Source organism: Mesorhizobium sp. WSM4849 (genome assembly GCF_055811385.1).
Genome location: NZ_JBVVPW010000022.1, coordinates 96,294 through 118,002 on the forward strand (window position 1 = coordinate 96,294; position 21,709 = coordinate 118,002).

A 21,709-nucleotide genomic window follows, 5' to 3' on the forward strand; every position below is an offset into this window, starting at 1 on the left:
GCAGAGCCGAATCCTACCGCCGGCTCGGTCGCGCCATCTTTGGGTGCATTCACGATACGAACGCGAAACGCCGCATTCGTCACCCACTCCGCGCGTAGCCTACGGCCGGGGCAAGAGGCGCGGTGTTTCGCAACCTCAAGGGACGAACTATCGTTTGCGACCGCGAAGCCATCCGCATGCGTTCCGGTGAACTCGCCGCGTGGTGTAAATTTTCAATGTCCCATTGGCGGCCTACTTACTCCGGCAATCCGGCGTTGCGCAGGCCATCGAGCAGAGGTTTGAGCGCATCTCGGTGAGCATAAGGATTCACAGCGATCAGTTCCCGCGATGAGATGCTGGGTCTAAGTTCGCGAGCCTTCGCCAGCGCATGCGCAGCGAGAGCGGCATGGCCGAGATGGTCATGGGCGGCCGCCAGTGTGAGCCAAGCGGGGTGATCCTTTTTTGGCATGTTGTCCAAGGCCGCTACGACTTCGCCATATCTCCTCAGTTCCAACAAAATTTTGGCGCGAATTACCCAGAACCAGTGTGGTGGAAACGGGGTTCTCTTCAGCGCGTCGTCGATTGAAGCCAGAGCTTCCTCCGGCCGGCCGGCGTATCGCAACCAATTCGCTCGGTCCGCGCGAATTTGCGCATCGGCCGGATTGAGAGCGACGGCGCGGTCGAAATGGACGCCGGCCCGTTCGTATTCGCGGAGCCACACCATGACCATGCCGTTGGCGTGGTGGACCGTCGGATCGTTGCTGTCCAACTCCATGGCTCTTTGTGCGGCAAGTGACGCTTCGTGCAGCGTTCGTGGATCGGTGTCGAACCAGTAGCGGCCGAGGAGAGCGATCGCCAGCCAGGCGTGAGCGTGCGCAAAATCGGGATCGATCGCCGTCGCGCGGGAAAAAAGCGGAACGGCCTCCTTCTCAATGTTGGCGTCGGCCAGCTCCCGGCCCTGCAGGAAAAAGTCATAGGCCGTCCAGCTCGACGTTGGCCGCTTGCGCACCTGAAGAGCAGCAGCGGCCACCATTCGCCCCTCGAGCGTCGTCACGATTGCTGCCACGACTTCGTCCTGCACAGCAAAAATGTCGTCGCATTCGCGATCATACCGCTCCGCCCAGACGTGGTTGCCTGTCCTTGCGTCGATCAACTGTGCAGTAATGCGAATCCGCTCGCCCGCCTTCCGCACACTACCTTCGATGACGTAGTTCGCGCCCAGATCGCGGGCGGCCTGCATTGGGTTGATGCCCATCCTGGCAAGATGGAACGAAGCGTGACGCGCCGCGACGGTAAGATTTCTGAACCGCGACAACTCGGTGGTGATGTCCTCCGTGATGCCGTCCGAAAGGTATTGTTGACTGGGATCGCCGCTCAGATTGTCGAATGGCAAAACGGCAATGGAGGGCCTGGCAGCAGACGTCGTTGCGGCCCGCCCGCCCACTTGACCAGTACTCGTTTCCACACGGTAAACCCGCACCGGTCTGACGATATTCTTGAGCGCCACCTCGCCCATGTCCTCGAAGGCAGCGTTGCCTTTGCCTCGCAATTCCTCATGAACCTTGGCCGAGACGCAGACCCGCCTGGCTCTGCCAAGGCTTCGAGGCGAGCCGCAACGTTCACACCGTCGCCATAGATGTCCGAGCCCTCACCGATCACGTCGCCCAGGTTGATGCCGATACGCAGCAATATGCGGCGGTGCTCGGTGACGGATTGGTTGGCCTCCGCCATTTTGGCCTGTAGTTCGACTGCAGCCTCGACCGCGTTCACCGCGCTGGTGAACTCCATCAGCACGCCGTCGCCCATAAGCTTGACGATCCGCCCGCCGCGATCGCGAACGATCGGCTCCAGGATCGCCTTGCGCCGCTCCTTCAGTGCCGCCAGCGTACCCGCCTCATCCGCCTCCATCATTCGGCTGTAGCCGACCACGTCGGCCACAGCGATGGCGGCAAGACGGCGCTTGACGCGTTCATCAGCCATTAAGTGATCGCCTCACTGGTTGGATCGATTGTATTTGCGCCGCACGTAGGAGTCCATCGTGGCCAGCAACGAGAACGGCTACCTGGGTGGAATGATGGTCTCCTACCCCTTTCGGGACATTGAGCCTTCAACAGTCAATGACTGCTTCGGGTCGCGAGTGCTGGTTCCGGCCAATGTCGGCTTTCAAGAAGAGAATTCGACTCCGGAAGGTCTCGAAAGGGTCAAAAGCGGCCATCGCAGACAAACAAGCACCGACCGCCCACCACCGCTTCGCGCTTCTCCTGCCGGTTGGAATTGGCGCCGGGCACCAGGTCGACTGAGATCGACGCTTGTGTCTGACATCGACCAAAAGGCTAACAAAGCGCCGCGCTATTTTTCACGGAGCGTGTCGCAGAAGTCCCGCGCCATCCGTCCTCCATCAAAAGGAGAGCGCCATGCGAAAACTCATCGTCACCGAATTCATCAGCGTCGATGGCATCGCCGAGGTCGAGAAGCTGCCCAGCGTGACCTGGAACGAAGAAATGCAAAGGTTCAAGGAGGACGAGCTTGCCGACAGCGGCGCCATGCTTCTGGGGCGCACGACCTATGAGATTTTTGCCGGCTCCTGGCCTGAGGAAACCGGAGACTTCGCCAAGCGGCATCAGGCGCCGCCCATATAGATGTCCATGATCTGTCGGTCGTTGCGGACATCTCCGGGCGTGCCTTCGAAGCGCTTTTCTCCGGCGGCCAGGATATAGAGCCGGTCGGCGATCGGCATGGCCTCGCGAATGTTCTGCTCGACCATGAGAATGCCGACGCCGCGCGCGGTCAGCACCTTGATGCGCTCCAGCGTCTCGCTCACCATGGCCGGCGAAAGGCCGGCGGACGGTTCGTCGAGCAGGATGAAACGCGGTTCCGACACCAGCGCGCGCGCCAGCGCCAGCATCGCCTGTTCGCCGCCCGAAAGGGCTCCGGCCGTGGTCTTGCGCCGCCGCGCCAGCGATGGATATTGGTCGACCAGAGCCTCGATGCGCCTGTCCACCAGCTTCCGGTCGGCAATGGCGTAGCCGCCCATGCGCAGATTTTCCATCACCGTCAGCCGTGGAAACACGCCGCCGCCCTGCGGCATCAGCACCAGGCCCTGGCGCACGACTTCATGGACCGGCAAATTGCCGATCGTTTCGCCGCCAAGCCCGATTGTGCCGCCCCATACCGGCAGCGCGCCGGCGATCGCTTTCAGCAAAGTCGACTTACCGCAGCCATTGGGGCCGAAGATGCAGGTGATCTTGCCGGCTTCCGCGACAAGGGAGACGCCATGGACGATCTCCTGCTTGCCGTAGCCCGCAACGACGCTGTCTGCGACCAACGTGCTCATTGCGGACGCCCTAGATAGGTCTGCATGACTTCGGAATTTTGCACGATGTCCTCGAACGCGCCGCTGGTCACCACCCGCCCCGAATCCATGACGATGATGCGGTCGCAGACATTGCGCACCATTTCCATGTCATGCTCGATGACGAAGAAGCTGGTTCCCTGCTCGCGCAGCCTGGCGATCGCTTCCAGTATGATCTTGCGGATGTTGGGGTGGACGCCGGCCGTCACCTCGTCGAGCAGGATGAGGGACGCCTGGCGCATGATCACGCGGCCGAATTCGAGCAGTTTCTGCTGGCCGCCGGACAAGTCGGACGCGCGGTTGTTGGCGACCGGTTCGAGATGCAGCAGCGCCAGCGTCTCGTCCGCCCGCTGGTGCGCGCCATGCCAATGACCCTCGGCAGCCGCGGCCAGAAGGTTCCCACTGACTGTCATGTTCTCGAACAACGCCGGGATCTGAAAGGTGCGCGCGAGGCCGAGGCGGGCTATCGTATAGGCCTTTTTGCCGCCGATCTCATGGCCGTCGAACAGGATCTGCCCGCGATCGGGCGTCTCCATGCCGGCCACGAGGTTGAACAGGGTCGATTTGCCCGAGCCGTTGGGGCCGATGAGGCCGGCGATCTCGCCGCGTCCGACCTCCAGGTCGACGCCGGCGGCTGCCTGGATGCCGCCGAAATGCTTGTGCACGTCGCGAACGAAGAGGATGGGCTGGTCGCCTGGCGCGGGCACTTGCGCAGTCATGCTCACGAGCGTCCTCCCTGGCGGGAGCCGAGCAGGCGTCCGAGCACCGTGTCGAGCACGCTGCCTGATTTCCCGCTTCGCCGCGCAAACAGGCCGGCGATGCCGTTGGGCAGGAACAGCACCACCAGGATGATGGCGGCGCCGAGAATGGCGATATAGAAGGCGGTATCGCCATAGTACATCCAGATAAGCCGGTTGACGAAGAACAGCGCGACGCCGCCGATGGCCGGCCCCCACAGGCTGCCGAGCCCGCCGAGCAGGACCATGACGACCATCTGGTCGGTGATGTCGCCGCCGAACACGCTCTTTGGATTGATGAAGGTCACCCAGTAGGCGAAAATACTGCCGAACACGGAGGCGACGACGGCGCTGAGCATGAAGGTCTGCAACTTGACCAGCGAGGTGTTGATGCCCATGGCTTCGGCCGCCGGTTCGTGGTCCCGTAAGGCCTTGACCTTCAAGCCGAAGCGGGAGCGCTCGAACAGCAACCAGGTGAGGAAATAGGTCAGGACGGCGGCCGCGAACATGGCGAAATAGAAGAAGCGCTCGTTGAGGAAGGGAGGCAGGCCGATACCGCCGGTTCCGCCGGTGAAGTCGACGACGGTGGCGAACTGCATGAGCACTTCGGCGAAGGCCCAGGTGGCGATGGCGAAATAAGCGCCGCGCAGCCGCAATGTCGGCGCGCCGATGACGACCGCAAACAGGGCTGTGACGATCATGCCCATGGGAATGGTGGCGAGGAACGGCACAGCGAAATCCGCGCCCATCAGGAGGGCGGTGGCGTAGGCGCCGATGCCGAAGAAGGCCGAATGGCCGAAATTGATGTAGCCGGCATAGCCGCCTAGCATGTTCCAGGAACAGGCGAGCCCCGCCCACATCAGCGCGCCGGTGGCGATGCGCAGCCAGTAATTGTTGACCAGCACCGGCAGCAACGCCAGCACGACGAGGATGACGACGAGGAGAAGCAGGCCGGCCCAACGATTTTTCATGGTCTGGGCCATCTCACAGTCCGCGCCGCAGGATGCCGCGCGGGGAAACCAACAGGACAAGGAAGAGCGTTGCGAAGATCGCGAGATGCGAGTAGCTGGCTCCGCCATACGTCGCGACAAAGGCTTCGATGACGCCCAGAAGCAGGGCAGCCACAAGCGCGCCGCCCAGCGAGCCCAGCCCTGCCAGCACGGCGACGAAGAAGGCGAACAGCGTATAGCGCAGGCCGATCTCCGGATTGACCGAATAGATGCCTCCCATCAGAACGCCCGACATCGCCGTGATCCCCGCGTAGAGCCCGTAAACATTGGCGCTGAGACGCCGGATGTTGACCCCCATCAAGGCGGCGTTCTGGCGGTTTTCGGCCGTCGCTCGGATCGCCAGCCCGTAGCGCGTGCGAAAGAGAAAGAAAAACAGCCCGCCGGCGATGAGTACCGCAAACGCCGCCGCCGCCACCCGGATCAGGGGAACTGTGACCGGGCCGATCATGATGCTGTGACCGCTGAGCGCCGTCGGCACGCTATGCGTATTGAAACCCCAGACGGTCAGCATTCCGCCGCGCAGCAAGGTGAAGATGCCGAAGGTCAGCGCGAGCGCCATCAGTTCGGGTCGCGCCGTGCGGCTGTTTCGAACATTGTAGATCATCGGCCCCATGAGATAGCCGATCGCGCCGAACAGGACGAAGGCCATCGGCATGGCGAGGAACCCGTCTATGCCGAGAAGGGCCGCCATGTAGTAGGCGAAGTAGCCGCCGAGCACGACCCACGCGCCGACCGCAAAGTCGATGACATGGAGCACGCCGAAGGTCAGTTGGAAGGCGATCGAAAACGTGGCGATGACACCGCCTATCAGCAGGCCGTTGAGCAGGGTTTGAAGAAAAAGATCCAATGGCAAACCTGTCCGTCAGTCCAAGAAATCCGCAACATGCTTTTGGCGCGAGTGCGAATTGACGCCCGCAGTATAAAGCCCAACCTACAGCCGGCCTTTGGAAGAGCCGGCCGCCATCATGCTGCCGCTGCCGTAGCAGGCAACGGCGAATAGCGCCTCCGCTCGCCTCAAGTCGCGATTATTTCCAGGACGGCAACGGGTAGATGATCTCGGCCGCGGCCGCTTCCTTCGGGCCGACAGCGACGGTCTTTCCATCCTGGATCTGGATCACGACTGGCACCGGCTGGATGTTGTCGTGATAGTGGTCGCCTTCCTTCTCGAACTTGATCGGTCCGTAAAAAGTCGTGATGTCGGTGTCGGCGATGGCATCCTTGAGAGCGACGCGATCCTCGGGGGTGAGCGAAGGCTTCTTGCCCAGTCGCTTGGCCGCGTCGGCGAAGACGAGGCCGCTGGCCGAGCAGGCGGCTTCCGTGTAGTCGGGCTCATGGCCGAACTTAGCCTGGGCCCGCGCGACATAGTCCTGTGCGGTGCCGAACAGGTCGTCCTTGTAGGGCACCGTAGGCAGCCATACGGCGACACCGGAGGTGCCGTTCGCATCAGCGCCGAGCGCTTCGGCGAAGGCCGGATTGGTCACGCCGTAATGCATGATCAAGGCCTTCGGCCGATAATTCAGCGATTTCGACGTCTTGATCACATTTATCAGCGGCTCTTCATGCCCGCCCACCGCGACGATGTCAGGGTTGAGGGCGGCGATCTTGGACATTACCGGGGTGAGATCGCCGGAAGCCGGAACGAGCTCGTAGGCGACGACTTCGAGCCCCGCTTCCTTGGCGCCGCGCTGGAAGCCTTCGCCGGTCTCCTTCGAAAAGGGTTCGTTGACTCCGATCACCGCGATCGTCCTCGCCTTCGGGTTTGACAGCGCCGCCAGCACGCCCAGCGACTGGCCGGATGTCGTGTCGACGGAAGGGATGATGCCGAAATTGAATTCGGGCTTGGCCAACCAGACATTGGGCGACTCGGCCGAGCCCGAAATCATCGGCACCTGGTATTTCTGGCAGATCGGCTGAACGGCGATTGTCGAGCCACTGGTGTAGGGGCCGAGCAGGAAATCGACCTCGTTCTGCACGATCAGCCGTTCGGCGGCGTCGGCGCCGGTAGCCGGATTGCTCTGGTCGTCGCCATAGAACATCTCGACCATGAAACGCTCGCCGCCGACCTCGACGCCGCCCTTCTCGTTGGCCGCTTCGGCCCAGAGATCGTAACCGTTCTTGGTCAAATTGCCGCCCGAAATATTCTCGCCCGACAGAGACGTGATGACGCCGGCCTTGAAAGTCGCCGCCTGGGCGCGCGCGGTCCGCACGAACGGCATCGAAATCGTGCCGCTGGCAAGCGCCAGGGCGCTGCCGCCGAGAAATGTGCGTCGAGAAAAGCTTACGTCCTTCTTTGGCATGATGGTCCTCCCGCATTCGGTCCTAAAGTTGCAGGATATGTCCGCACACCACACAAATCTACTGGAAACGCTCGCTGCAGCTCTCTGAAAATCCATACTTGCAGCGCACCACAGCACTTCGTGCTAGTCGTCCATGTGGCGATCCGCGCGACAGATGCCATGTTCGGTCCTCCCTTTCCAATGCCGCTGAGCTTTTCGCGCGCCCGGTCATGGATTTCCGTGACCTCCGGCGTCATCTCCGCCGGCCCGTCCCTCCCCCGCTTCACCCCATCTCCTGCTCAGCCGCGACCAGCATCTCGACAAACCTCGTCACCTTGGGCGGCCGAAAACGTGCGGCCGGGTAGACTGTGTAGATGCCTCCGGAGGGCAGCCGCCACTCGGGCAGGATGTGGACGAGCCGCCCGGCGGCCAGCTCGTCCCGCACCAAAAAGTCCGGCAGCACCGACAGGCCGGCGCCGGCGCGCACCGCCGCCAGCACGGCCGGCGTCGCGTCGATCGCGATCGTTGCCCGCATGCGCACGGCGCGGTGCTCGGCTTCGCCGCGCGAAAATTGCCATAGCAGCGGTTCGCGCAGCGCCATGTTGGCGACGAAGGGCAGCCCGGCCAAGTCTTGCGGTTCGCCAGCCGTGAAGCGGCCGGCAAACTCGGCGCCGCACACCATGAATTGCCTAAATGTGCCGATCCGCCGCGCCTGCAGGCTGGAATTGGCCAGCCAGCCGACGCGGATCGCCACGTCCATTCCACCAGAAGCCAGGTCGATGGTCTCATCGCCCAGCGTCAGTTCCACCCGGCAGGCGGGATAGCGCGCGCTGAAGGCGGCGACCACCGGCACCACCGCCGACGTGCCGTAGTCGTTGGGCGCCGCGATGCGCAGCGTGCCGGTCGGCTCGGCGGCGGCCTGCGCGAGCTCGTCGAAGGCATCCTCAGCCTGCTGCAGGATTTTTAGGCACCGCGCATGGAATGTCCGGCCGGCCTCGGTCGGATGGACGCGCCGCGTCGTGCGGATCAGCAGCGTCATTCCGACATCGCGCTCCAGCCGCGCCACTTGCTGGCTGACGACCGCCTTGGTGATGCCCAGTCGCTCGGCGGCCCGCGTGAAGGAGCCGGCATCGACCACCGCGGCGAAATAGGCCAGCCGGTTCAGGTTCATGCTTTGCTCATGGCAGGTGCGACCTCATTGTCAGCCAATAGCATACATTACGTCTATTTTGTTGGCCTTCAATACGCATTCCGCTTTTGCCATCTTCCTGAGATCGAGGCTGGGCGGGAGATGCGCCCGCCTCGCCTGAATTCCGCATTCCCAAGCCCAGGAGACAGTCATGTTCACACGGAGAGCCATCATGAAAACCACCCTCGCCGCCGGCGCCGCTGCAGTCTTCGCTCCCGCCGGGCTTGGCCATGCGGCCGCGGGCCTTTCCTGGAAACATTTTCCTGCCGGGGAAAACGGCTTCTTTCGCGCCCCTGTGCTGATCACCGGCGCCTCCGAGGCGCTGCTGATCGATGGCGGTTTCACCTATTCCGACGGCCAAGCCGTGGCCGAGGCGATCAAGGCGACCGGCAAGACGCTCACCACCATCTATGTCAGCCAGTCCGACCCGGACTATTATTTCGGCCTCAAGCCGATCAAGGAGGCGTTCCCGCAGGCACGGGTGATCGCCGCGGCCGATACGGTGGCGGCCATCAACGGCAGCGTCGACAAGAAAATCGCCGTCTGGGGGCCGCAGCTCAAGGAGAATGGCCCGCAGGCGCTCGCGGATGTCGTCATCCCCGAGGTGTTCGACGGCAAAACGCTCAGCGTCGATGGCGAGACCATCGAGATCGTCGACGCGGAAGGCCTCGCCAACCGGCGCTATCTCTCGGTGCCGTCGCTGAATGCGGTGTTCGGCGGAGTGATGATTTTTTCCGGCGTGCATGTCTGGACCGCCGACACGCCGACCAGGGAGCAGCGCGCCGCCTGGCTCGCCAATCTCGAAAAGATCGCGGCCGCCAAGCCTGAAATCGTCGTGCCCGCCCACATGATGCCGCAGGCCGCCACCGATCTTTCGGGCGTCGAGCACACCAAAACCTATCTCATTGCCTTCGAGGAAGAACTGGCCAAGGCCAAGGACGCCGCCGCGCTCAAGGGCGCCATGGAGGCCCGCTTCCCCGGCCTCGGCATGGGCGTGGCGCTCGACATCGGCTCCAAGGTCGCCACCGGCGAGATGAAGTGGGGCTGAGGCACGACCTGGGTTCCTCGCCCACCGCGAAGCGGGGGAGAGGTGGCCGCGACGCGGCCGGAGAGGGGGCTTTCGTAAGGCGCAGTCCCCTCTCCGTCTCGACTTCGCCGAGCCACCTCTCCCCACTTTCGTGGGGCGAGGAACCCAAGCTGGAATGAAGCCGCGATCCAATAGGGATTCTTGCGAAGATGGACCCCCACCCTAACCCTCCCCACAAGGGGGAGGGAATGCTGCCGCGCGCCCTCACTTCCCCTGGAAAGACAGGCAATTTGCCGAGGTCAGCGCCAACAGAAGTCTCCCTCCCCCTTGTGGGGAGGGGTTAGGGGTGGGGGTACATCGTAGAGCGAAAGCCTCGGCCCACCTGCGATAGCCCTGGTCTCTATACGGGGAGAAGTGCCCGGCAGGGCGATGAGGGGCGGCGCAAACCTGGAGCGATTGCCCTTCGCGGTCGCCTCAAACATCCCTCACCCAACATTCTGAATCCGCCCCCAGGTGCTCTTGGTTCCCCAGATGCCGGAGCGAAGCGCCTCGAGCTGCACGATCTGGCTGTGGTCGACGAACAGATTGATCTCGTTGCCGTAGTTCTTGACGTACCATTCGAAGACCGCCGGGTCGGCGGCTTCGAACATCACCGCCTCCAGGCCGAGCTCGTTGACGATGCGGGCCACCACGTCGGTGCGCCAGGACGTCACGTTTTCGGTGATCCCTTCGCTCTCGATCATGATGATGTCGGCGCCGGCATCGAGGGCACGCCTGGCCTGCGCGACCAGCCAGCCGACATCGCTGGTGCCTTCGGCTTCGAGCTCCTCGGCCGATGTGTCGCCACCGGCTCCAAACTGGATGCCGAGCTCCGGCTTGGCCTTGAGCCCGGCCTTTTTCACCGTTTCGACCAGGCGCAGCAACGCCTCCGTCGGCAGGCTGATGAAACCGGTGGAGATCTCGATCACGTCGAACCCCAGCGCCTTGGCTTCTTCGATGTAGCGGTCGACGGCGTCCGGGCCGAAACGCAGGACATTCTCGATCCAGCCGCCTGTCGAGACGTAGGCCTCGTGATCGTGTGCCAGCTTGTTGATCGATTTCACCGCTTCGGGCGGCATCAGGGCGAATGATCCGCCGGCAAACTTGATGCCGTCGATCCAGTTGCCCATGGTTTCCAGGAGGTCGGCCAGATGGCGCGGCCCATAGGCGCTGTAATAGGGCCCGCGAATCTCGGTCAGGCCGGTCTTGCGCGGCTTGGAAGAGCGCGCGGCGCGCGGGATGAAGGAGAAGGCTGTGTCGGTCATTTTTTGGGGCCTCGGCGGGCGGTTTCTCCTGCATTAACGACTGGGCGCGCGATCCGATCCGCGCAAACTGGGCTGGAACCCCTTGGCTCACCGGGTGTTGGCGGGGGAAGGAGGTCTGGGATGCCGCAGATCGCGAACAATGCCGCCGCCGGCGTTCGAAGCAGCGTAAAACTGTTCCTGTGCGGCGATGTCATGCTTGGGCGCGGCATCGACCAGATCCTCGCCAGTCCCGGCGATCCGCACCTCAGCGAGCGCTATGTCAAATCGGCGACGACCTATGTCGAGCTTGCCGAACGCATCAATGGCCCGGTCCCGAGAAAGGTCGACGATGCGTATGTCTGGGGTGATGCGCTCGCCGAATTGGACCGTGAAGCGCCCGACGCGCGGATCATCAATCTCGAGACCAGCATTACCACCAGCCTGTCTTTGGCGCCCAAGGGCATCAATTACAAAATGAACCCGGCAAACATCGGCTGCCTGGCGGCGGCGCGGGTAGACTGCTGCGTGCTCGCCAACAACCATGTGCTCGACTGGGATGAGCCTGGCCTCGTCGAAACCCTCGATACGCTCCGGCTTGCCGGCCTCGCCTATGCCGGGGCCGGGCTTAACGCGGATGAGGCGGCGGCGCCTGCCGTCATTGAACTGGCAGGTGCAGGCCGCGTGCTCGTGTTCGGCTTCGCGCTCGGGACGAGCGGCGTTCCAGCCTCATGGGCAGCCGGAGCATACAAGCCAGGAGTCAACCTGCTGGCGGATGTTTCGGCCAGGTCGCTCGAGCAGATCGCCCGATCCGTGGCGGCAATAAAACAGCCCGGCGACCTCGCGGTAGCCTCGATCCACTGGGGCGGCAACTGGGGCTACCAAGTCTCGGCGGAAGAACGCGCGCTTGCTCATGCCCTCATCGATGTTGCAGGGTTCGACGTCGTGCATGGGCACTCCTCCCACCATCCCAAGCCGATCGAAATCCACAACGGCCGGCTGATCCTTTATGGATGCGGCGACTTCCTCACCGACTATGAGGGGATAACAGGGTACGAAACCTTTCGCGGCGAGCTTGCGCTGATCTACCTGCCGCGGCTCACTATCCCGGAGGGCACGCTACTTTCGCTCGAGCTGGTGCCGTTCCAGCTCGCCAAGTTCCGGCTAAACCGCGCCTCGCCCGAAGATGCCGCCTGGCTCGCGGCCATGCTTGAGCGCGAGTGCTCGCCTTTCGGCACGCATGTGGCGCTCGGGAGCGACGACCGTCTCATTGTCCTATGGTGAAGCGCCTGCGGTCAGCAGCCAGCGGCACTAATTTTCAAGCCTCTCGGGCCGTCCTCGGCCAAGCGCACCGTCGGCGCGGGCCTGCAGATAGGCGTAGATGTCGTCGATGTAAGGAGCGACGTTGGGGTCGTCGGCGAAGCCCTTCATGACCGAAGCACCGCTGCGCACGCCGTCGCGGACGTTGCTGCGGAAGACCTCGATGCCGGGCAGCCGGTCGACGAGGGCCGAGGCGAAGGTCGAGCCCATGCCGTCGGGGCCATGGCAGTGGTTGCAGCTGCCATGGTAGCGACGGAAACCGTTGTAGGTTCGCGCATCGACCTTGCCGTCGACTATCCTGTAGAACCTGCCCGTGGCCAACTTGCCCGTGGCCAGCTCAGCTTGCGAAGACGCGGCGAAGCCGGCGCCGACGATAAAGACGACGACAGACGGGAGGACGAGCCACAGGGACATCGTCTGTCGCCCACGTTGCAGGCTCATCCAGCACCGCCGCAACGCGCATGCCCCCGGATCACTCGACCTTGGATCACTCGACGGCGGTCATCAGTCGACGGCGGGCTTCGGAGAAGAAACCACGATCCCATCTATCGGTTGTGGGCTGACGACAAGCTTGCCGCCGACACGCGATATCTCGATGATCTGGTCCGACTCTCCCAGCTTGCCCGGCACGGAGACCGCGACCATCTGGTTCTCGGTCAGTGTCGCCACGAAACGCACTGGCAAGCCAGCCTCGCCCTGCGCGATTGTGGTGACCACCCGATAGCCGTCCTCCTGAGGTGTATAATAGACGACACCAAGGAAGCCGGCGAGATCGATGCTTTCAGCCTTCATGGCTCCAAGCTCGTCGGCATGCGCGGGCATCGCCGCCATGCAAAGTGCTGCAAAAGCAATGTATCTGTACATAATGCTGCTCCATCCCGAATTGTCCGGGTCGAACCCGGCTTAAGTTTCAGCAATAGGCGGTCGCGCGCCGTGATAGTCGGCGCACGCAGGCAGAATTCTTGATTATTCCCCCCGGCTGCATCACAGTGGCGAAGGCCCGCGAGCCAGGAACGCGCTGAACCCCACTGGTTGTCACAGTTAAGTGTGACCTTATCTTCTGGGGCGAGAGTATTTCACCGCCCGGGTCCTTGCGCATCCCCTGTTTGGGGGAGATAATCCGAATTTAAGCGATCGCTAAAGTTGGAGAAGCGAGAGCACCTGTGAGAGGGCGCGGCTTTCCGCCCGCATCGGACGCGCTGTCGACATGCGAGGGGCCGTCGATGGCCAAGGCATTGTCGCATCATGAGCTGTCGAAGCTGATCGGCTCGATCTACGATTGCGCACTCGACCCGGAGCGATGGGAGCACGCGCTTGCCGGGATCAGGGATGCGTTCGATGCCCAGACTGCGGTCCTGCAGCTTGACGACCTCGCCAACGACCGGCTGCTGATCTACAGGACCGTGGGAATAGACCCATACTGGCTGGAGCAACAGGCGAAATATATCCCCGAGATCCACGCCCGGCTGCTCGAGGATCTCTCGACATGGCCTTCGCTCGATATGCCGCATGTGGTCTCACGCCATATCCCTCAAACCTACCTGGAGACCTCCCGATATTTTCAGGAGTTCCTGAAGCCGCAAGGCCTGGTCGACGTCATGTCGTTCTTCCTGATCCACACCCCTACCCGCCTTGCCGGCTTCGCCGTTGCCCGACATAAGCGGCAAGGCATTATCACCGAGCGCGAAATCAAGCTTGGCAGACTGTTGCTGCCGCATGTGCGCCGTTCGGTGATAATCAGCAACATGCTGGACATCGGCACTGTCGAGCGCGCAGGAATGGCCGAGGCGCTCGATGCGCTCACATGCGCCGTGGTCCTCACCAATGAACGTGGCGCAGTCCTGCACGCCAACCGCTCGGCCAAGCACATGCTGCGGAGCGGCGGCCCGATCCAGGATGTCCGGGGCATTCTGCAAGCGAAGATCCCGTCGGCTTCCAGGGAGCTTCACAGCGCCATCATGCTTGCGGCTCAGGATGAGGTCAGCATCGGCAAGACAGGGCTTGCCGTCCTCCTCAGCGAATCCGGCCTGCCGCCCGTCTTCGCCCGCGTGCTGCCGATGGCCGGCGGCGACCTGCGCGCCGGCATGGAACCCGCGGCGGTAGCCGCGGTGTTCATCGGCAATGCACCGGACGAGCATGACGCCGCCGGAATGCTGGCGCGAGCCTTTGGGCTTACGCTGGCCGAAACCCGCGTGCTCGCCAGCCTTGTGGCCGGGCACACCTTGGCCGAGACCGCCGCCAGCCTTCACATTGCCAACGCGACCGCCAAGACGCATCTCGACAATATCTTCCAGAAGACCGGCGCCTCCCGCCAGGCCGATCTGATGCGCCTTGTCATGCAGATCGTTCCGCCTGCGGGGCAGCCTGGTCCCTGAACCGCACTCGTTCACCGCTTTGGATACAGGTATCCAGCGCCGCGGATCGTCTTGATCAGTTCCGGCTTGGCCGGGTCCTTTTCGAGCCGGCGGCGCAGCCGGGTGATGCGGCTGTCGATGCTGCGATCGAACGGCTCGTCGCCCCTGGGCGGCGGCGCGCAGGCGAAATGCGTGCGCTTCGGATGCCGGGGCGCTGATCCTCAACCGTTCGATCGACCCGGCGAACGGTTCAGGCCGCGACGGGATAGTCATGCCGCAGAAGGTCTGCTGGGCTTATCGGAGTGAGGATGTTCCAGACGTTCAGACGCTTGCGCTTGAGGCCACCAGGCGTCAGACTTTCCGCACCACGCCCCCCACCTGCTTAGTGCGCTTGCCCGTGTCGACCTTGGCCCGCGCCTCCACCGCCTTCTCGATCTCCCGCTTCAGCTCGTCCTTGATATCAGCCGTTTCGGCCATCAAGGCGTCGATCTTCATGAAATCGAGTACGCGGTATTTCGACACCGCCGGCCTGACCAGTATGTCCGGCTGGCATTGCCTCAGCTTGGCGGCGATGATCGACTGCATCATCAATTGCGTGGCACCGAACATCAGGTCGACGGAGGTCGGGTATTTGCGCCCGCCTTTGGTCGGCGCGCCAACGACGTCGACGGCGATGATGATGTCGGCGTCGTGCTCGATCAGGTCGAACGGCACCGGATTGTAGATGCCGCCGTCGATCAGCAGCCTGCCGTCGCGCATCACCGGGCGGAATACCGCGGGAATAGCCGCAGAGGCGGCAAGCGCCGAATGCAGGTCGCCGTCGCTAAGCACGGCGAGCTTATGGCCGAAGAAATCCGTCGCCGTCACCTTCAGCGGTATTTTCAGTTCGGCGAAATTTTCGGGTATGGCGTCGGGCATGAATGCCTTGAGAATGCGCTCGACATTGAACTGGGTGACACGCAGCCCGCCCTGCAGCGCCTCGGCAAAGGTGCCTGGCCGAGCCCGCCACATGCGCGCCGCCACCTCGGCGCGGCGGCCGAGGATCGAGCGCATGTAGTCGTGAATGTCGCTGCCGGCCATGCCCGAAGCCATGCCGGCGCCCATGATGGCGCCGATCGATGAGCCTGATATCGCGACCGGCCTTATACCCAGCTCGTCCAGCGCCTCGATAACATGGATATGCGCCAGCCCGCGCGCGCCGCCGCCGCCGAAGGCGATGCCGAAGCTCGGGCTCATCCCTTGCCCCCCATTTGGGCTCATTCCTCCTTGGCCTCGCCGTGCTTCGGCCCGACGATCATGATGGCCGGCTCGGCGGAGAGCAGTTTTTTCGCCGCCGCCTTGACCTGATCCAGCGTCACCCCGTTGATGAGGGCGGCGCGGCGCTGCATGTAGTCGATGCCGAGCTTGTCGAGCTGCAGTTCGAGCAGCGTCGCGGCGATGGCGCCTGAGGAATTCAGATTGTTGATGGCATAGGCGCCGATCAAGTATTTCTTGGTCGCCGCCAGTTCCGCTTCGGTCGGCCCCTCTTGCGCCATGCGCTTCACCACCTCGCGCACGACAGCCAACGTCTCGGCCGCCCGGTCCGCGCGGGTCGCTGTGGTGATGGCCAGGGCGTTGGCGTGCTCGTGGTCGACCAGGTCGGAGCTGGCGCTGTAGGCCAGGCCGCGTTTTTCGCGCACCTCGTCGAACAGCCGCGAGGTGAAGGCGCTGCCGCCGAGGATCTCGTTCATCAGCACCGCAGCGAAGAAATCCGGCGCACTCCGCTTGACGCCGGGATAGGCCAATTGCAGCGACGTCTGGGGCTGGTCGTAATTGACCTCGAGCTGCTGGTTGAGTTTCGGATCGACATCGGCGACGGGCGCGAGCGCCTGATGTTCCGGCAGGCCACCGAAGACCATATCGAGCTTTTTCTTCAACGTTTCGCCATCGATGGCACCGACCACCGCCACATGCAGGCCATCGCGAGCAAAGTTCGCCCTGTGAAAGGCAATGAGATCGTCCGACGTGATCGTGGCGATGCTTTGCCTGGTGCCCTGGTCGGGCCGCGCATAGGGATGGGTGCCGTATAGTGCCTCCAGCCATTTGCGCTGGGCGAGCGTGTCGGGGTCAAGCTCGTTGGCGATGATGCCGGACAGCACTTGCGCGCGGATGCGGTCGATTGGCGCCTGGTCGAAACGCGGCTCTGTGACCGCCAGCCGCAACAGGTCGAACGCTGCGTCCCGCTGCTCGGCCAGCATGCGCATCGAGCCGTAGGTGCCGTCGCGCCCCGCCTCGAAGCTCATCTCGGCGCCAACGTCGTCCAGCTTTATCTGGAAAGCTTCGCTGTCGAGATTGCCGGCGCCCTCGTCGAACAGGCCGCTCATCAAATTGGCAAGTCCTTCCTTCCCGGCGGGATCCTGCGTCGTGCCGCCATCGAAGACGAAGCGGATGGCGACCAGCGGCACGGAATAATCCTCCACCAGCCAGGCGGTAATGCCCTTTGACGAGGTCACCTCCTGGATGCTCATGGCCGCGCGAGCGGAAAGCGCCGGCAGGACGAGGAAGAGCAATGAGAGGAGCAGGGTGGCCAGTCGGGTGGCGACACGCTTCAGGACAGTCGCTTCGGACAAATGGTAGCTTCCAACTGATGTTCGAGACGAATAGCTGTCGGTGTTAGCGCCGCCCCTCATCGCCCTGCCGGGCACTTCTCCCCGTATAGTGACGGGGAGAACGGGACTGGCCGCAACCCAGGCGCTGTTTCTGCAACGCTGGTGGTTGGCGAAACCGCCGACGAGAGCGCCCCTCTCCCCGTCACTATACGGGGAGAGGATGCCGGCAGGCAGGTGAGGGGCAGCGCAAACGCTCAAGCTCGTCATCGATCAATTCCCTGCCTGTGTCTGCGGCAAGAGATAGCCTGATGTCGAATGGTTGAGATTGAGATAGCGCGCGGCAACGCCCCTGACTTCGTCGGCGGTGACCTTGCGGATGCGGCCCGGCCATTCCTCGACGTCCCGGACGCTGCCGCCGGTGGCGAGCGTCGCGCCGTAGATGTTGGCCATCGAATCCTGCTTGTCGCGGGCGAAGATCATCGAGCGGACGAAACGATCCTTGGCCTTCTCCAACTCGCCTGATGTGACGCCGTCCCTGGCGATGCGGGCAACCTCGACCTCGATCGCCGCCTGGACATCGGCCAGCTTGGCGTCGCCGCGCGGCGCGCCATAGACGGTGAAGTTGGTGGCATCGAGCATAGTGCCCTGGAAGAAGGCGCCAGCCTCGGCGGCAATACCCTGCTTGACGACAAGCTGCTGGTGGAGCCGGCTGCGGCTACCGCCGCCGAGGATCTCCGCCAGGAGGTCCAGCGCTTCGGCTTCCCCCGGCTTTGCAGTGTGATAGGAGGGAACCACCCATTGCGTCGAAAAGTTCGGCACGCTGACACGCGCGTCAGTGAGCGTCACCGTGCGCCTGGTGTTCTGCTCGGGTTCGACCGGACGGATGCGCGGCGGCAGGTCCGGACCACGCGCAATCTTGCCATAGGTCTTTTCGGCCAGCGCCTTGACCACCTCCGGGTCGACATCGCCGGCGACCACCAGCACGGCGTTGTTGGGCGTGTAATACTTGTCGTAGAAAGCCTTGGCGTCGGCGCGGTTCAGCTTCTCCATCTCCTGCATCCAGCCGATCACCGGAATGCGATAGGGCTGGTTCTGCCAGAGCGTGGCATCGACCTCCTCGCCGAGCACCGCCTGCGGATTGCTGTCAATGCGCGAGCTGCGTTCCTCGAGGATCACGTCGCGCTCAGTGGCGATGACATTGTCGTTGAGGATGAGGTTGCGCATGCGATCGGCCTCGAAATCCATCATCTGCTCGAGCGCCTGCGGCACCACCGTCTCGTAAAAGGCGGTGTAGTCATAGGAGGTGAAAGCGTTGTTCGAACCGCCGATGGCGGAGACGGCGCGGTCGAACGCGCCGGCCGCCTGATTGGTCGTCGCCTTGAACATCAGATGCTCGAAGAAATGGGCGATGCCGGACTTGCCGGGCGGCTCATCCGCGCTGCCGATCTTGTACCATACCATATGGGTGACGATCGGCGCCCGGTGATCGGGAATGACGACAACCTCCATGCCGTTGTCGAGCAGGAAATTCGTCACCTTGCCGTCGTCCGGCTTGTTGTCGGCCAGAACCGGGCCGGTCATCACGAGAGCCAGCGCCAAAAGCGTTCCGCGCAGCCATTCAGCCTGAGATGTCATCAATGGCTCCGGTTGTCATGGGGTGGGACGATAGGCGGGGGTGTTGCCACAGGCAAATTGATTTGTTCGTCATTTTCGAGGCGCTCGGTTCCTCGCCCCCGCGAAGCGGGGGAGAGGTGGCTCGGCGCAGCCGAGACGGAGAGGGGGTCTGCGCCGACAAACCGAGGAGGAGCTGACTTGAACGTCTCGAATGGTGGAGGGTCGCACAACCGTCCCCCTCTCCGGCCGCGGAGCCTGTCCTCGGGCTTGCCAAAGGCAAGACCCGTGGGCGGCCACCAATCGCCGCCGCGCTCACTCAACCTCGATAAACCGGATGACCGTCTCGCCATAGCTGCGCTCGTCGACAACCGAAAAGCCCGGCCCTGCCTCGAACGGCGCCACTGCCGCCTCCTCGACGACGCAGAGCGCGCCGCGGGCGAGCCAGCCGCCGGCCTTGGCCGAACGCAAGGCACGCTCGCCCAGGCCCTTGCCATAGGGCGGATCGGCGAACACCAGGCCGAACGCGGCCATCGTGCCCGCCTCGCCCAGCGCCGTCGCGTCGCGACGGAATATCTTGGTACGCCCGGTGAGGCCGAAGGCCTCGACATTGGTGCGGATCAGGCCGCGCCCTTCCGCTGATTCTTCGATGAAGATGCCATAAGATGCGCCGCGTGACAGCGCCTCGAGGCCGAGCGCGCCGGTGCCGGCGAACAGGTCGAGCACGCGCGCGCCGACCAGCCTATCAGGAAAGCGATGCGCCAGCACGTTGAAGACAGCCTCGCGGGTGCGGTCGGTGGTCGGGCGGATGGCGCTTGAGCGCGGCGTCGCCAGCGGACGCCCGCGAAACTCACCGCCGACGATCCGCATTGCCTCCCCTTGATCCCTTGGGACCACTGCGTGGCCGGTCGCCGCCTTTGGCACCGTCACCCTCGGCACCACGCGGCTTGCCGAACGGCTTTGCGCCTCCGGGCTTGGCGGGCTTGCCATAAGACGGCTTGAACGAAGCCTTGCGTTCCTTGGCTTCGGCCGCCTTGGCGGCATCCGCGTCCGCCCTGCCCCTGCCGATCGGCCGCGCGCCCGGCGCCATCCAGACATTGGCCTTGCGCTGGCCCGGCGGCTCGATCGGGCGCTGCTCGCGTTCGGACTTTTTCCCGCCGCCCGGTTTGCCGCCAAAGCCGCCCGGCCCACTCCGTTCAGATTTGGGGCCGCGATCGCCAAAGCCGCCGCGTTCGGGGCCGCTGCGTTCAGATTTGGGGCCACGCTCACCAAAGCTCTTTTCCGGCCCAAAGCTTCTGCCGGGACTTGTCGACAGCTTGCCCAGCGCCTCGTCGCGGCTGCCTTCGCGGCGTTTGCGGTTCTTGATCAGCCCGCCTTCGCCGATCGGACGGCGTTCGCCGTCGCGGGTGAACTTCGGCCGCTCCGGTTCCTCTTCCCGCACCGCTTCGCGCCGCACCGGCCTGTTGGAAAACGGCTTGGTGATCTCAGCGTCGAAATTGGCGCCGGACTCCTCGACCAGGCGTTCGCCGAGCTGGTCGCGCAGCACGCGGCCCTTGATCTCCAGCACATGGCCCTCGGGCAGGTCGTCGAGCTGAAACGGTCCGTAGGAAATGCGGATCAGCCGTGTGACGTCGAGACCAAGCGAGCCCAGTATATTCCTGACCTCGCGGTTCTTGCCTTCGCGCAGGCCGAGCGTCAGCCAGGCGTTGGTGCCTTGCTCGCGGTCGAGCGTCGCCTCGATGGCGCCGTAGAAGACGCCGTCGACGGCAATGCCTTCGCGCAAGCCGGCGAGCGCACTTTCCTCGACCTTGCCGTGCACGCGCACGCGGTAGCGCCTGAGCCAGCCGGTCGCCGGCAGTTCGAGCACGCGCGCCAGCCCGCCATCATTGGTGAGCAGCAGCAGGCCTTCGGTGTTGATGTCGAGCCGGCCGATGGTCATCAACCGCGGCAGGTCGGCCGGCAGCACGTCGAAGACGGTCTTGCGGCCCTCGGGATCACGGTTGGTGGTGACGACGCCGGCCGGCTTGTGGAACAGGAACAGCCGGGTGCGCTCGATCGGCGGGATCTCCATGCCGTCGAGATGGATGATGTCGCCGGGCATCACATTGAAGGCGGGCGAGGACAGCACCCTTCCATTGACCTTGACGCGGCCGGCCGCGATCAGTTCCTCGGCATCGCGGCGCGAGGCAAGGCCGGCGCGGGCCAGCCGCTTAGCGATGCGCTCGCCTGGCTCTTCCGTCGCTTCGGCCGGACGTGGGCGCGGCTTGAAGCCGCCGCCCGATGCCCCTTGGGCAGCGCCAAAATCGCGCTTGGGCCGATCGCCGAAGTCGTGCTTGGGACGGTCGAAGCGCCTTTCGCTGCGCTCGCCTTCGGCAGCCGCCGGGCGGTCGCCGCGCGGCGCGTAGGGCTTGCGCGGACCTTCGCGCTTCTCATAAGGCTTGCCTTCCGGACGCGGCCCTTTGCTGAACGGCCTGTCGCCGGCCTTGAAGTCGCGCTTCGGCCGCTCGCCGTCGGCTGCCATCGGCCGGTCGCCGCGTGGCGCATAGGGTTTTCGAGGCCCCTCGCGCTTTTCATAAGGCTTGCCTTCAGGGCGCGGCGCCTTGCTGATCGGCCGGTCGCCGCTTTTGAAGTCACGCTTCGGCCGCTCGCCGTCAGCCGCCATCGGGCGGTCGCCGCGCGGCGCGTAAGGTCTTTTCGCGCCGAAGGACGGCTTGCCGCCCTTGCCGGCAGCGGCATCGCGACCACGCGGGCCCAACGGTTTCGGGCCGTTCTTGCCCGGGCCGTTCTTGCGCGGGCCCTTTTGGCGCGGGAATTTCTTGTCTTTGTCGTCCATGTGGCTTTTGCTCGTTTGCACTACAGCGCCGCGCGTCCGTACGGACGCGCAAAGGACGCTGTAGGACTTTGATTTGGCGCATGATCCCTTCCGAAACCGATTACGGTTTTCGGGGTCATGCGCTAGATAACAGGATCACGCCGGAGTAGCGAG

General features: G+C 63.9%; 19 protein-coding genes and 1 pseudogene. 4 read left to right on the top strand and 16 right to left on the bottom strand.

The window, feature by feature from the left end:
* Nucleotides 1–1,353: 1,353 nt before the first annotated feature.
* Nucleotides 1,354–1,959 (bottom strand): adenylate/guanylate cyclase domain-containing protein, encoded by a 606-nt coding sequence (locus AC0L3L_RS23755; protein ID WP_473639275.1) that lies wholly within the window; start codon nt 1,957–1,959, stop codon nt 1,354–1,356.
* A gap of 434 nt (nt 1,960–2,393) precedes the next feature.
* Between AC0L3L_RS23755 and AC0L3L_RS23760 the strand changes: the two genes are divergently transcribed.
* Nucleotides 2,394–2,618, top strand: coding sequence for a dihydrofolate reductase family protein (locus tag AC0L3L_RS23760; protein WP_473489866.1), 225 nt, complete (start codon nt 2,394–2,396; stop codon nt 2,616–2,618).
* On the opposite strand, the gene AC0L3L_RS23765 is transcribed toward AC0L3L_RS23760, so the two are convergent.
* The 6 genes from AC0L3L_RS23765 to AC0L3L_RS23790 form a co-directional block, all read right to left on the bottom strand.
* Nucleotides 2,600–3,313, bottom strand: a complete 714-nt coding sequence (locus AC0L3L_RS23765; RefSeq protein WP_473639276.1) for an ABC transporter ATP-binding protein — start codon at nt 3,311–3,313, stop codon at nt 2,600–2,602. The genes AC0L3L_RS23760 and AC0L3L_RS23765 overlap by 19 nt on opposite strands.
* Nucleotides 3,310–4,050, bottom strand: a complete 741-nt coding sequence (locus tag AC0L3L_RS23770) for an ABC transporter ATP-binding protein (protein WP_473639313.1) — start codon at nt 4,048–4,050, stop codon at nt 3,310–3,312. The genes AC0L3L_RS23765 and AC0L3L_RS23770 overlap by 4 nt, the downstream gene beginning before the upstream one ends.
* Before the next feature lie 2 nt (nt 4,051–4,052).
* Complete coding sequence (locus AC0L3L_RS23775) at nt 4,053–5,039, bottom strand: branched-chain amino acid ABC transporter permease (protein ID WP_473489867.1); 987 nt, start codon at nt 5,037–5,039, stop codon at nt 4,053–4,055.
* A 13-nt stretch (nt 5,040–5,052) separates the two neighbouring features.
* On the bottom strand, nt 5,053–5,925 hold the full coding sequence (locus AC0L3L_RS23780) for a branched-chain amino acid ABC transporter permease (protein ID WP_473489868.1): 873 nt from the start codon (nt 5,923–5,925) through the stop codon (nt 5,053–5,055).
* 178 nt (nt 5,926–6,103) lie between these two features.
* Nucleotides 6,104–7,375: an amino acid ABC transporter substrate-binding protein gene (locus AC0L3L_RS23785; protein ID WP_473639277.1), complete on the bottom strand. Its 1,272-nt coding sequence runs from the start codon at nt 7,373–7,375 to the stop codon at nt 6,104–6,106.
* A 262-nt stretch (nt 7,376–7,637) separates the two neighbouring features.
* Nucleotides 7,638–8,525: a LysR family transcriptional regulator gene (locus AC0L3L_RS23790; RefSeq protein ID WP_473639278.1), complete on the bottom strand. Its 888-nt coding sequence runs from the start codon at nt 8,523–8,525 to the stop codon at nt 7,638–7,640.
* A gap of 169 nt (nt 8,526–8,694) precedes the next feature.
* Here AC0L3L_RS23790 and AC0L3L_RS23795 point away from each other — a divergent pair, with 169 nt between their 5' ends.
* Nucleotides 8,695–9,591, top strand: coding sequence for an MBL fold metallo-hydrolase (locus AC0L3L_RS23795; protein WP_473639279.1), 897 nt, complete (start codon nt 8,695–8,697; stop codon nt 9,589–9,591).
* A 464-nt stretch (nt 9,592–10,055) separates the two neighbouring features.
* Here the strand turns inward: AC0L3L_RS23795 and AC0L3L_RS23800 are convergent, their stop codons facing one another.
* Complete coding sequence (locus AC0L3L_RS23800; protein WP_473639280.1) at nt 10,056–10,874, bottom strand: phosphosulfolactate synthase; 819 nt, start codon at nt 10,872–10,874, stop codon at nt 10,056–10,058.
* Between the two features lie 120 nt (nt 10,875–10,994).
* Here AC0L3L_RS23800 and AC0L3L_RS23805 point away from each other — a divergent pair, with 120 nt between their 5' ends.
* Nucleotides 10,995–12,134, top strand: a complete 1,140-nt coding sequence (locus AC0L3L_RS23805; RefSeq protein WP_473639281.1) for a CapA family protein — start codon at nt 10,995–10,997, stop codon at nt 12,132–12,134.
* A gap of 27 nt (nt 12,135–12,161) precedes the next feature.
* Here AC0L3L_RS23805 and AC0L3L_RS23810 read toward each other — a convergent pair whose 3' ends face one another.
* Both AC0L3L_RS23810 and AC0L3L_RS23815 read right to left on the bottom strand, forming a co-directional pair.
* On the bottom strand, nt 12,162–12,584 hold the full coding sequence (locus tag AC0L3L_RS23810) for a cytochrome c family protein (RefSeq protein ID WP_473639282.1): 423 nt from the start codon (nt 12,582–12,584) through the stop codon (nt 12,162–12,164).
* 90 nt (nt 12,585–12,674) lie between these two features.
* Nucleotides 12,675–13,034 (bottom strand): hypothetical protein, encoded by a 360-nt coding sequence (locus tag AC0L3L_RS23815; RefSeq protein ID WP_473639283.1) that lies wholly within the window; start codon nt 13,032–13,034, stop codon nt 12,675–12,677.
* A 359-nt stretch (nt 13,035–13,393) separates the two neighbouring features.
* Here AC0L3L_RS23815 and AC0L3L_RS23820 point away from each other — a divergent pair, with 359 nt between their 5' ends.
* On the top strand, nt 13,394–14,545 hold the full coding sequence (locus tag AC0L3L_RS23820) for a helix-turn-helix transcriptional regulator (protein ID WP_473639284.1): 1,152 nt from the start codon (nt 13,394–13,396) through the stop codon (nt 14,543–14,545).
* 11 nt (nt 14,546–14,556) lie between these two features.
* Here AC0L3L_RS23820 and AC0L3L_RS23825 read toward each other — a convergent pair.
* From AC0L3L_RS23825 to AC0L3L_RS23850, 6 genes and pseudogenes are all read right to left on the bottom strand, one after another.
* Nucleotides 14,557–14,697 (bottom strand): annotated as a pseudogene (locus AC0L3L_RS23825) (winged helix-turn-helix domain-containing protein); the annotation flags it as partial.
* A 178-nt stretch (nt 14,698–14,875) separates the two neighbouring features.
* Nucleotides 14,876–15,760 (bottom strand): patatin-like phospholipase family protein, encoded by an 885-nt coding sequence (locus tag AC0L3L_RS23830; protein WP_473639285.1) that lies wholly within the window; start codon nt 15,758–15,760, stop codon nt 14,876–14,878.
* A gap of 20 nt (nt 15,761–15,780) precedes the next feature.
* Nucleotides 15,781–17,133, bottom strand: coding sequence for a M16 family metallopeptidase (locus tag AC0L3L_RS23835; RefSeq protein WP_473639286.1), 1,353 nt, complete (start codon nt 17,131–17,133; stop codon nt 15,781–15,783).
* A gap of 249 nt (nt 17,134–17,382) precedes the next feature.
* Nucleotides 17,383–18,747, bottom strand: coding sequence for a M16 family metallopeptidase (locus AC0L3L_RS23840; protein WP_473639287.1), 1,365 nt, complete (start codon nt 18,745–18,747; stop codon nt 17,383–17,385).
* A gap of 291 nt (nt 18,748–19,038) precedes the next feature.
* Nucleotides 19,039–19,593 (bottom strand): 16S rRNA (guanine(966)-N(2))-methyltransferase RsmD, encoded by a 555-nt coding sequence (gene rsmD, locus AC0L3L_RS23845; RefSeq protein ID WP_473639288.1) that lies wholly within the window; start codon nt 19,591–19,593, stop codon nt 19,039–19,041.
* The gene (locus AC0L3L_RS23850) at nt 19,574–21,556 is read right to left on the bottom strand and encodes a pseudouridine synthase (RefSeq protein WP_473639290.1); all 1,983 of its coding nucleotides are present in this window, start codon (nt 21,554–21,556) and stop codon (nt 19,574–19,576) included. Before AC0L3L_RS23850 ends, rsmD begins: the two co-directional genes overlap by 20 nt.
* Nucleotides 21,557–21,709 lie beyond the last annotated feature (153 nt).

Bases quoted from the DNA above. Each gene is read 5' to 3' on its own strand.
- AC0L3L_RS23760 (WP_473489866.1), top strand. From the start codon at position 2,394: ATGCGAAAACTCATCGTCACCGAATTCATCAGCGTCGATGGCATCGCC.
- AC0L3L_RS23785 (WP_473639277.1), bottom strand. From the start codon at position 7,375: ATGCCAAAGAAGGACGTAAGCTTTTCTCGACGCACATTTCTCGGCGGC.
- AC0L3L_RS23815 (WP_473639283.1), bottom strand. From the start codon at position 13,034: ATGTACAGATACATTGCTTTTGCAGCACTTTGCATGGCGGCGATGCCC.
- AC0L3L_RS23810 (WP_473639282.1), bottom strand. From the start codon at position 12,584: ATGTCCCTGTGGCTCGTCCTCCCGTCTGTCGTCGTCTTTATCGTCGGC.
- rsmD (WP_473639288.1), bottom strand. From the start codon at position 19,593: ATGCGGATCGTCGGCGGTGAGTTTCGCGGGCGTCCGCTGGCGACGCCG.
- AC0L3L_RS23840 (WP_473639287.1), bottom strand. From the start codon at position 18,747: ATGACATCTCAGGCTGAATGGCTGCGCGGAACGCTTTTGGCGCTGGCT.
- AC0L3L_RS23775 (WP_473489867.1), bottom strand. From the start codon at position 5,039: ATGAAAAATCGTTGGGCCGGCCTGCTTCTCCTCGTCGTCATCCTCGTC.
- AC0L3L_RS23850 (WP_473639290.1), bottom strand. From the start codon at position 21,556: ATGGACGACAAAGACAAGAAATTCCCGCGCCAAAAGGGCCCGCGCAAG.
- AC0L3L_RS23805 (WP_473639281.1), top strand. From the start codon at position 10,995: ATGCCGCAGATCGCGAACAATGCCGCCGCCGGCGTTCGAAGCAGCGTA.
- AC0L3L_RS23790 (WP_473639278.1), bottom strand. From the start codon at position 8,525: ATGAACCTGAACCGGCTGGCCTATTTCGCCGCGGTGGTCGATGCCGGC.
- AC0L3L_RS23755 (WP_473639275.1), bottom strand. From the start codon at position 1,959: ATGGCTGATGAACGCGTCAAGCGCCGTCTTGCCGCCATCGCTGTGGCC.
- AC0L3L_RS23830 (WP_473639285.1), bottom strand. From the start codon at position 15,760: ATGAGCCCGAGCTTCGGCATCGCCTTCGGCGGCGGCGGCGCGCGCGGG.
- AC0L3L_RS23770 (WP_473639313.1), bottom strand. From the start codon at position 4,050: ATGACTGCGCAAGTGCCCGCGCCAGGCGACCAGCCCATCCTCTTCGTT.
- AC0L3L_RS23820 (WP_473639284.1), top strand. From the start codon at position 13,394: ATGGCCAAGGCATTGTCGCATCATGAGCTGTCGAAGCTGATCGGCTCG.
- AC0L3L_RS23800 (WP_473639280.1), bottom strand. From the start codon at position 10,874: ATGACCGACACAGCCTTCTCCTTCATCCCGCGCGCCGCGCGCTCTTCC.
- AC0L3L_RS23765 (WP_473639276.1), bottom strand. From the start codon at position 3,313: ATGAGCACGTTGGTCGCAGACAGCGTCGTTGCGGGCTACGGCAAGCAG.
- AC0L3L_RS23795 (WP_473639279.1), top strand. From the start codon at position 8,695: ATGTTCACACGGAGAGCCATCATGAAAACCACCCTCGCCGCCGGCGCC.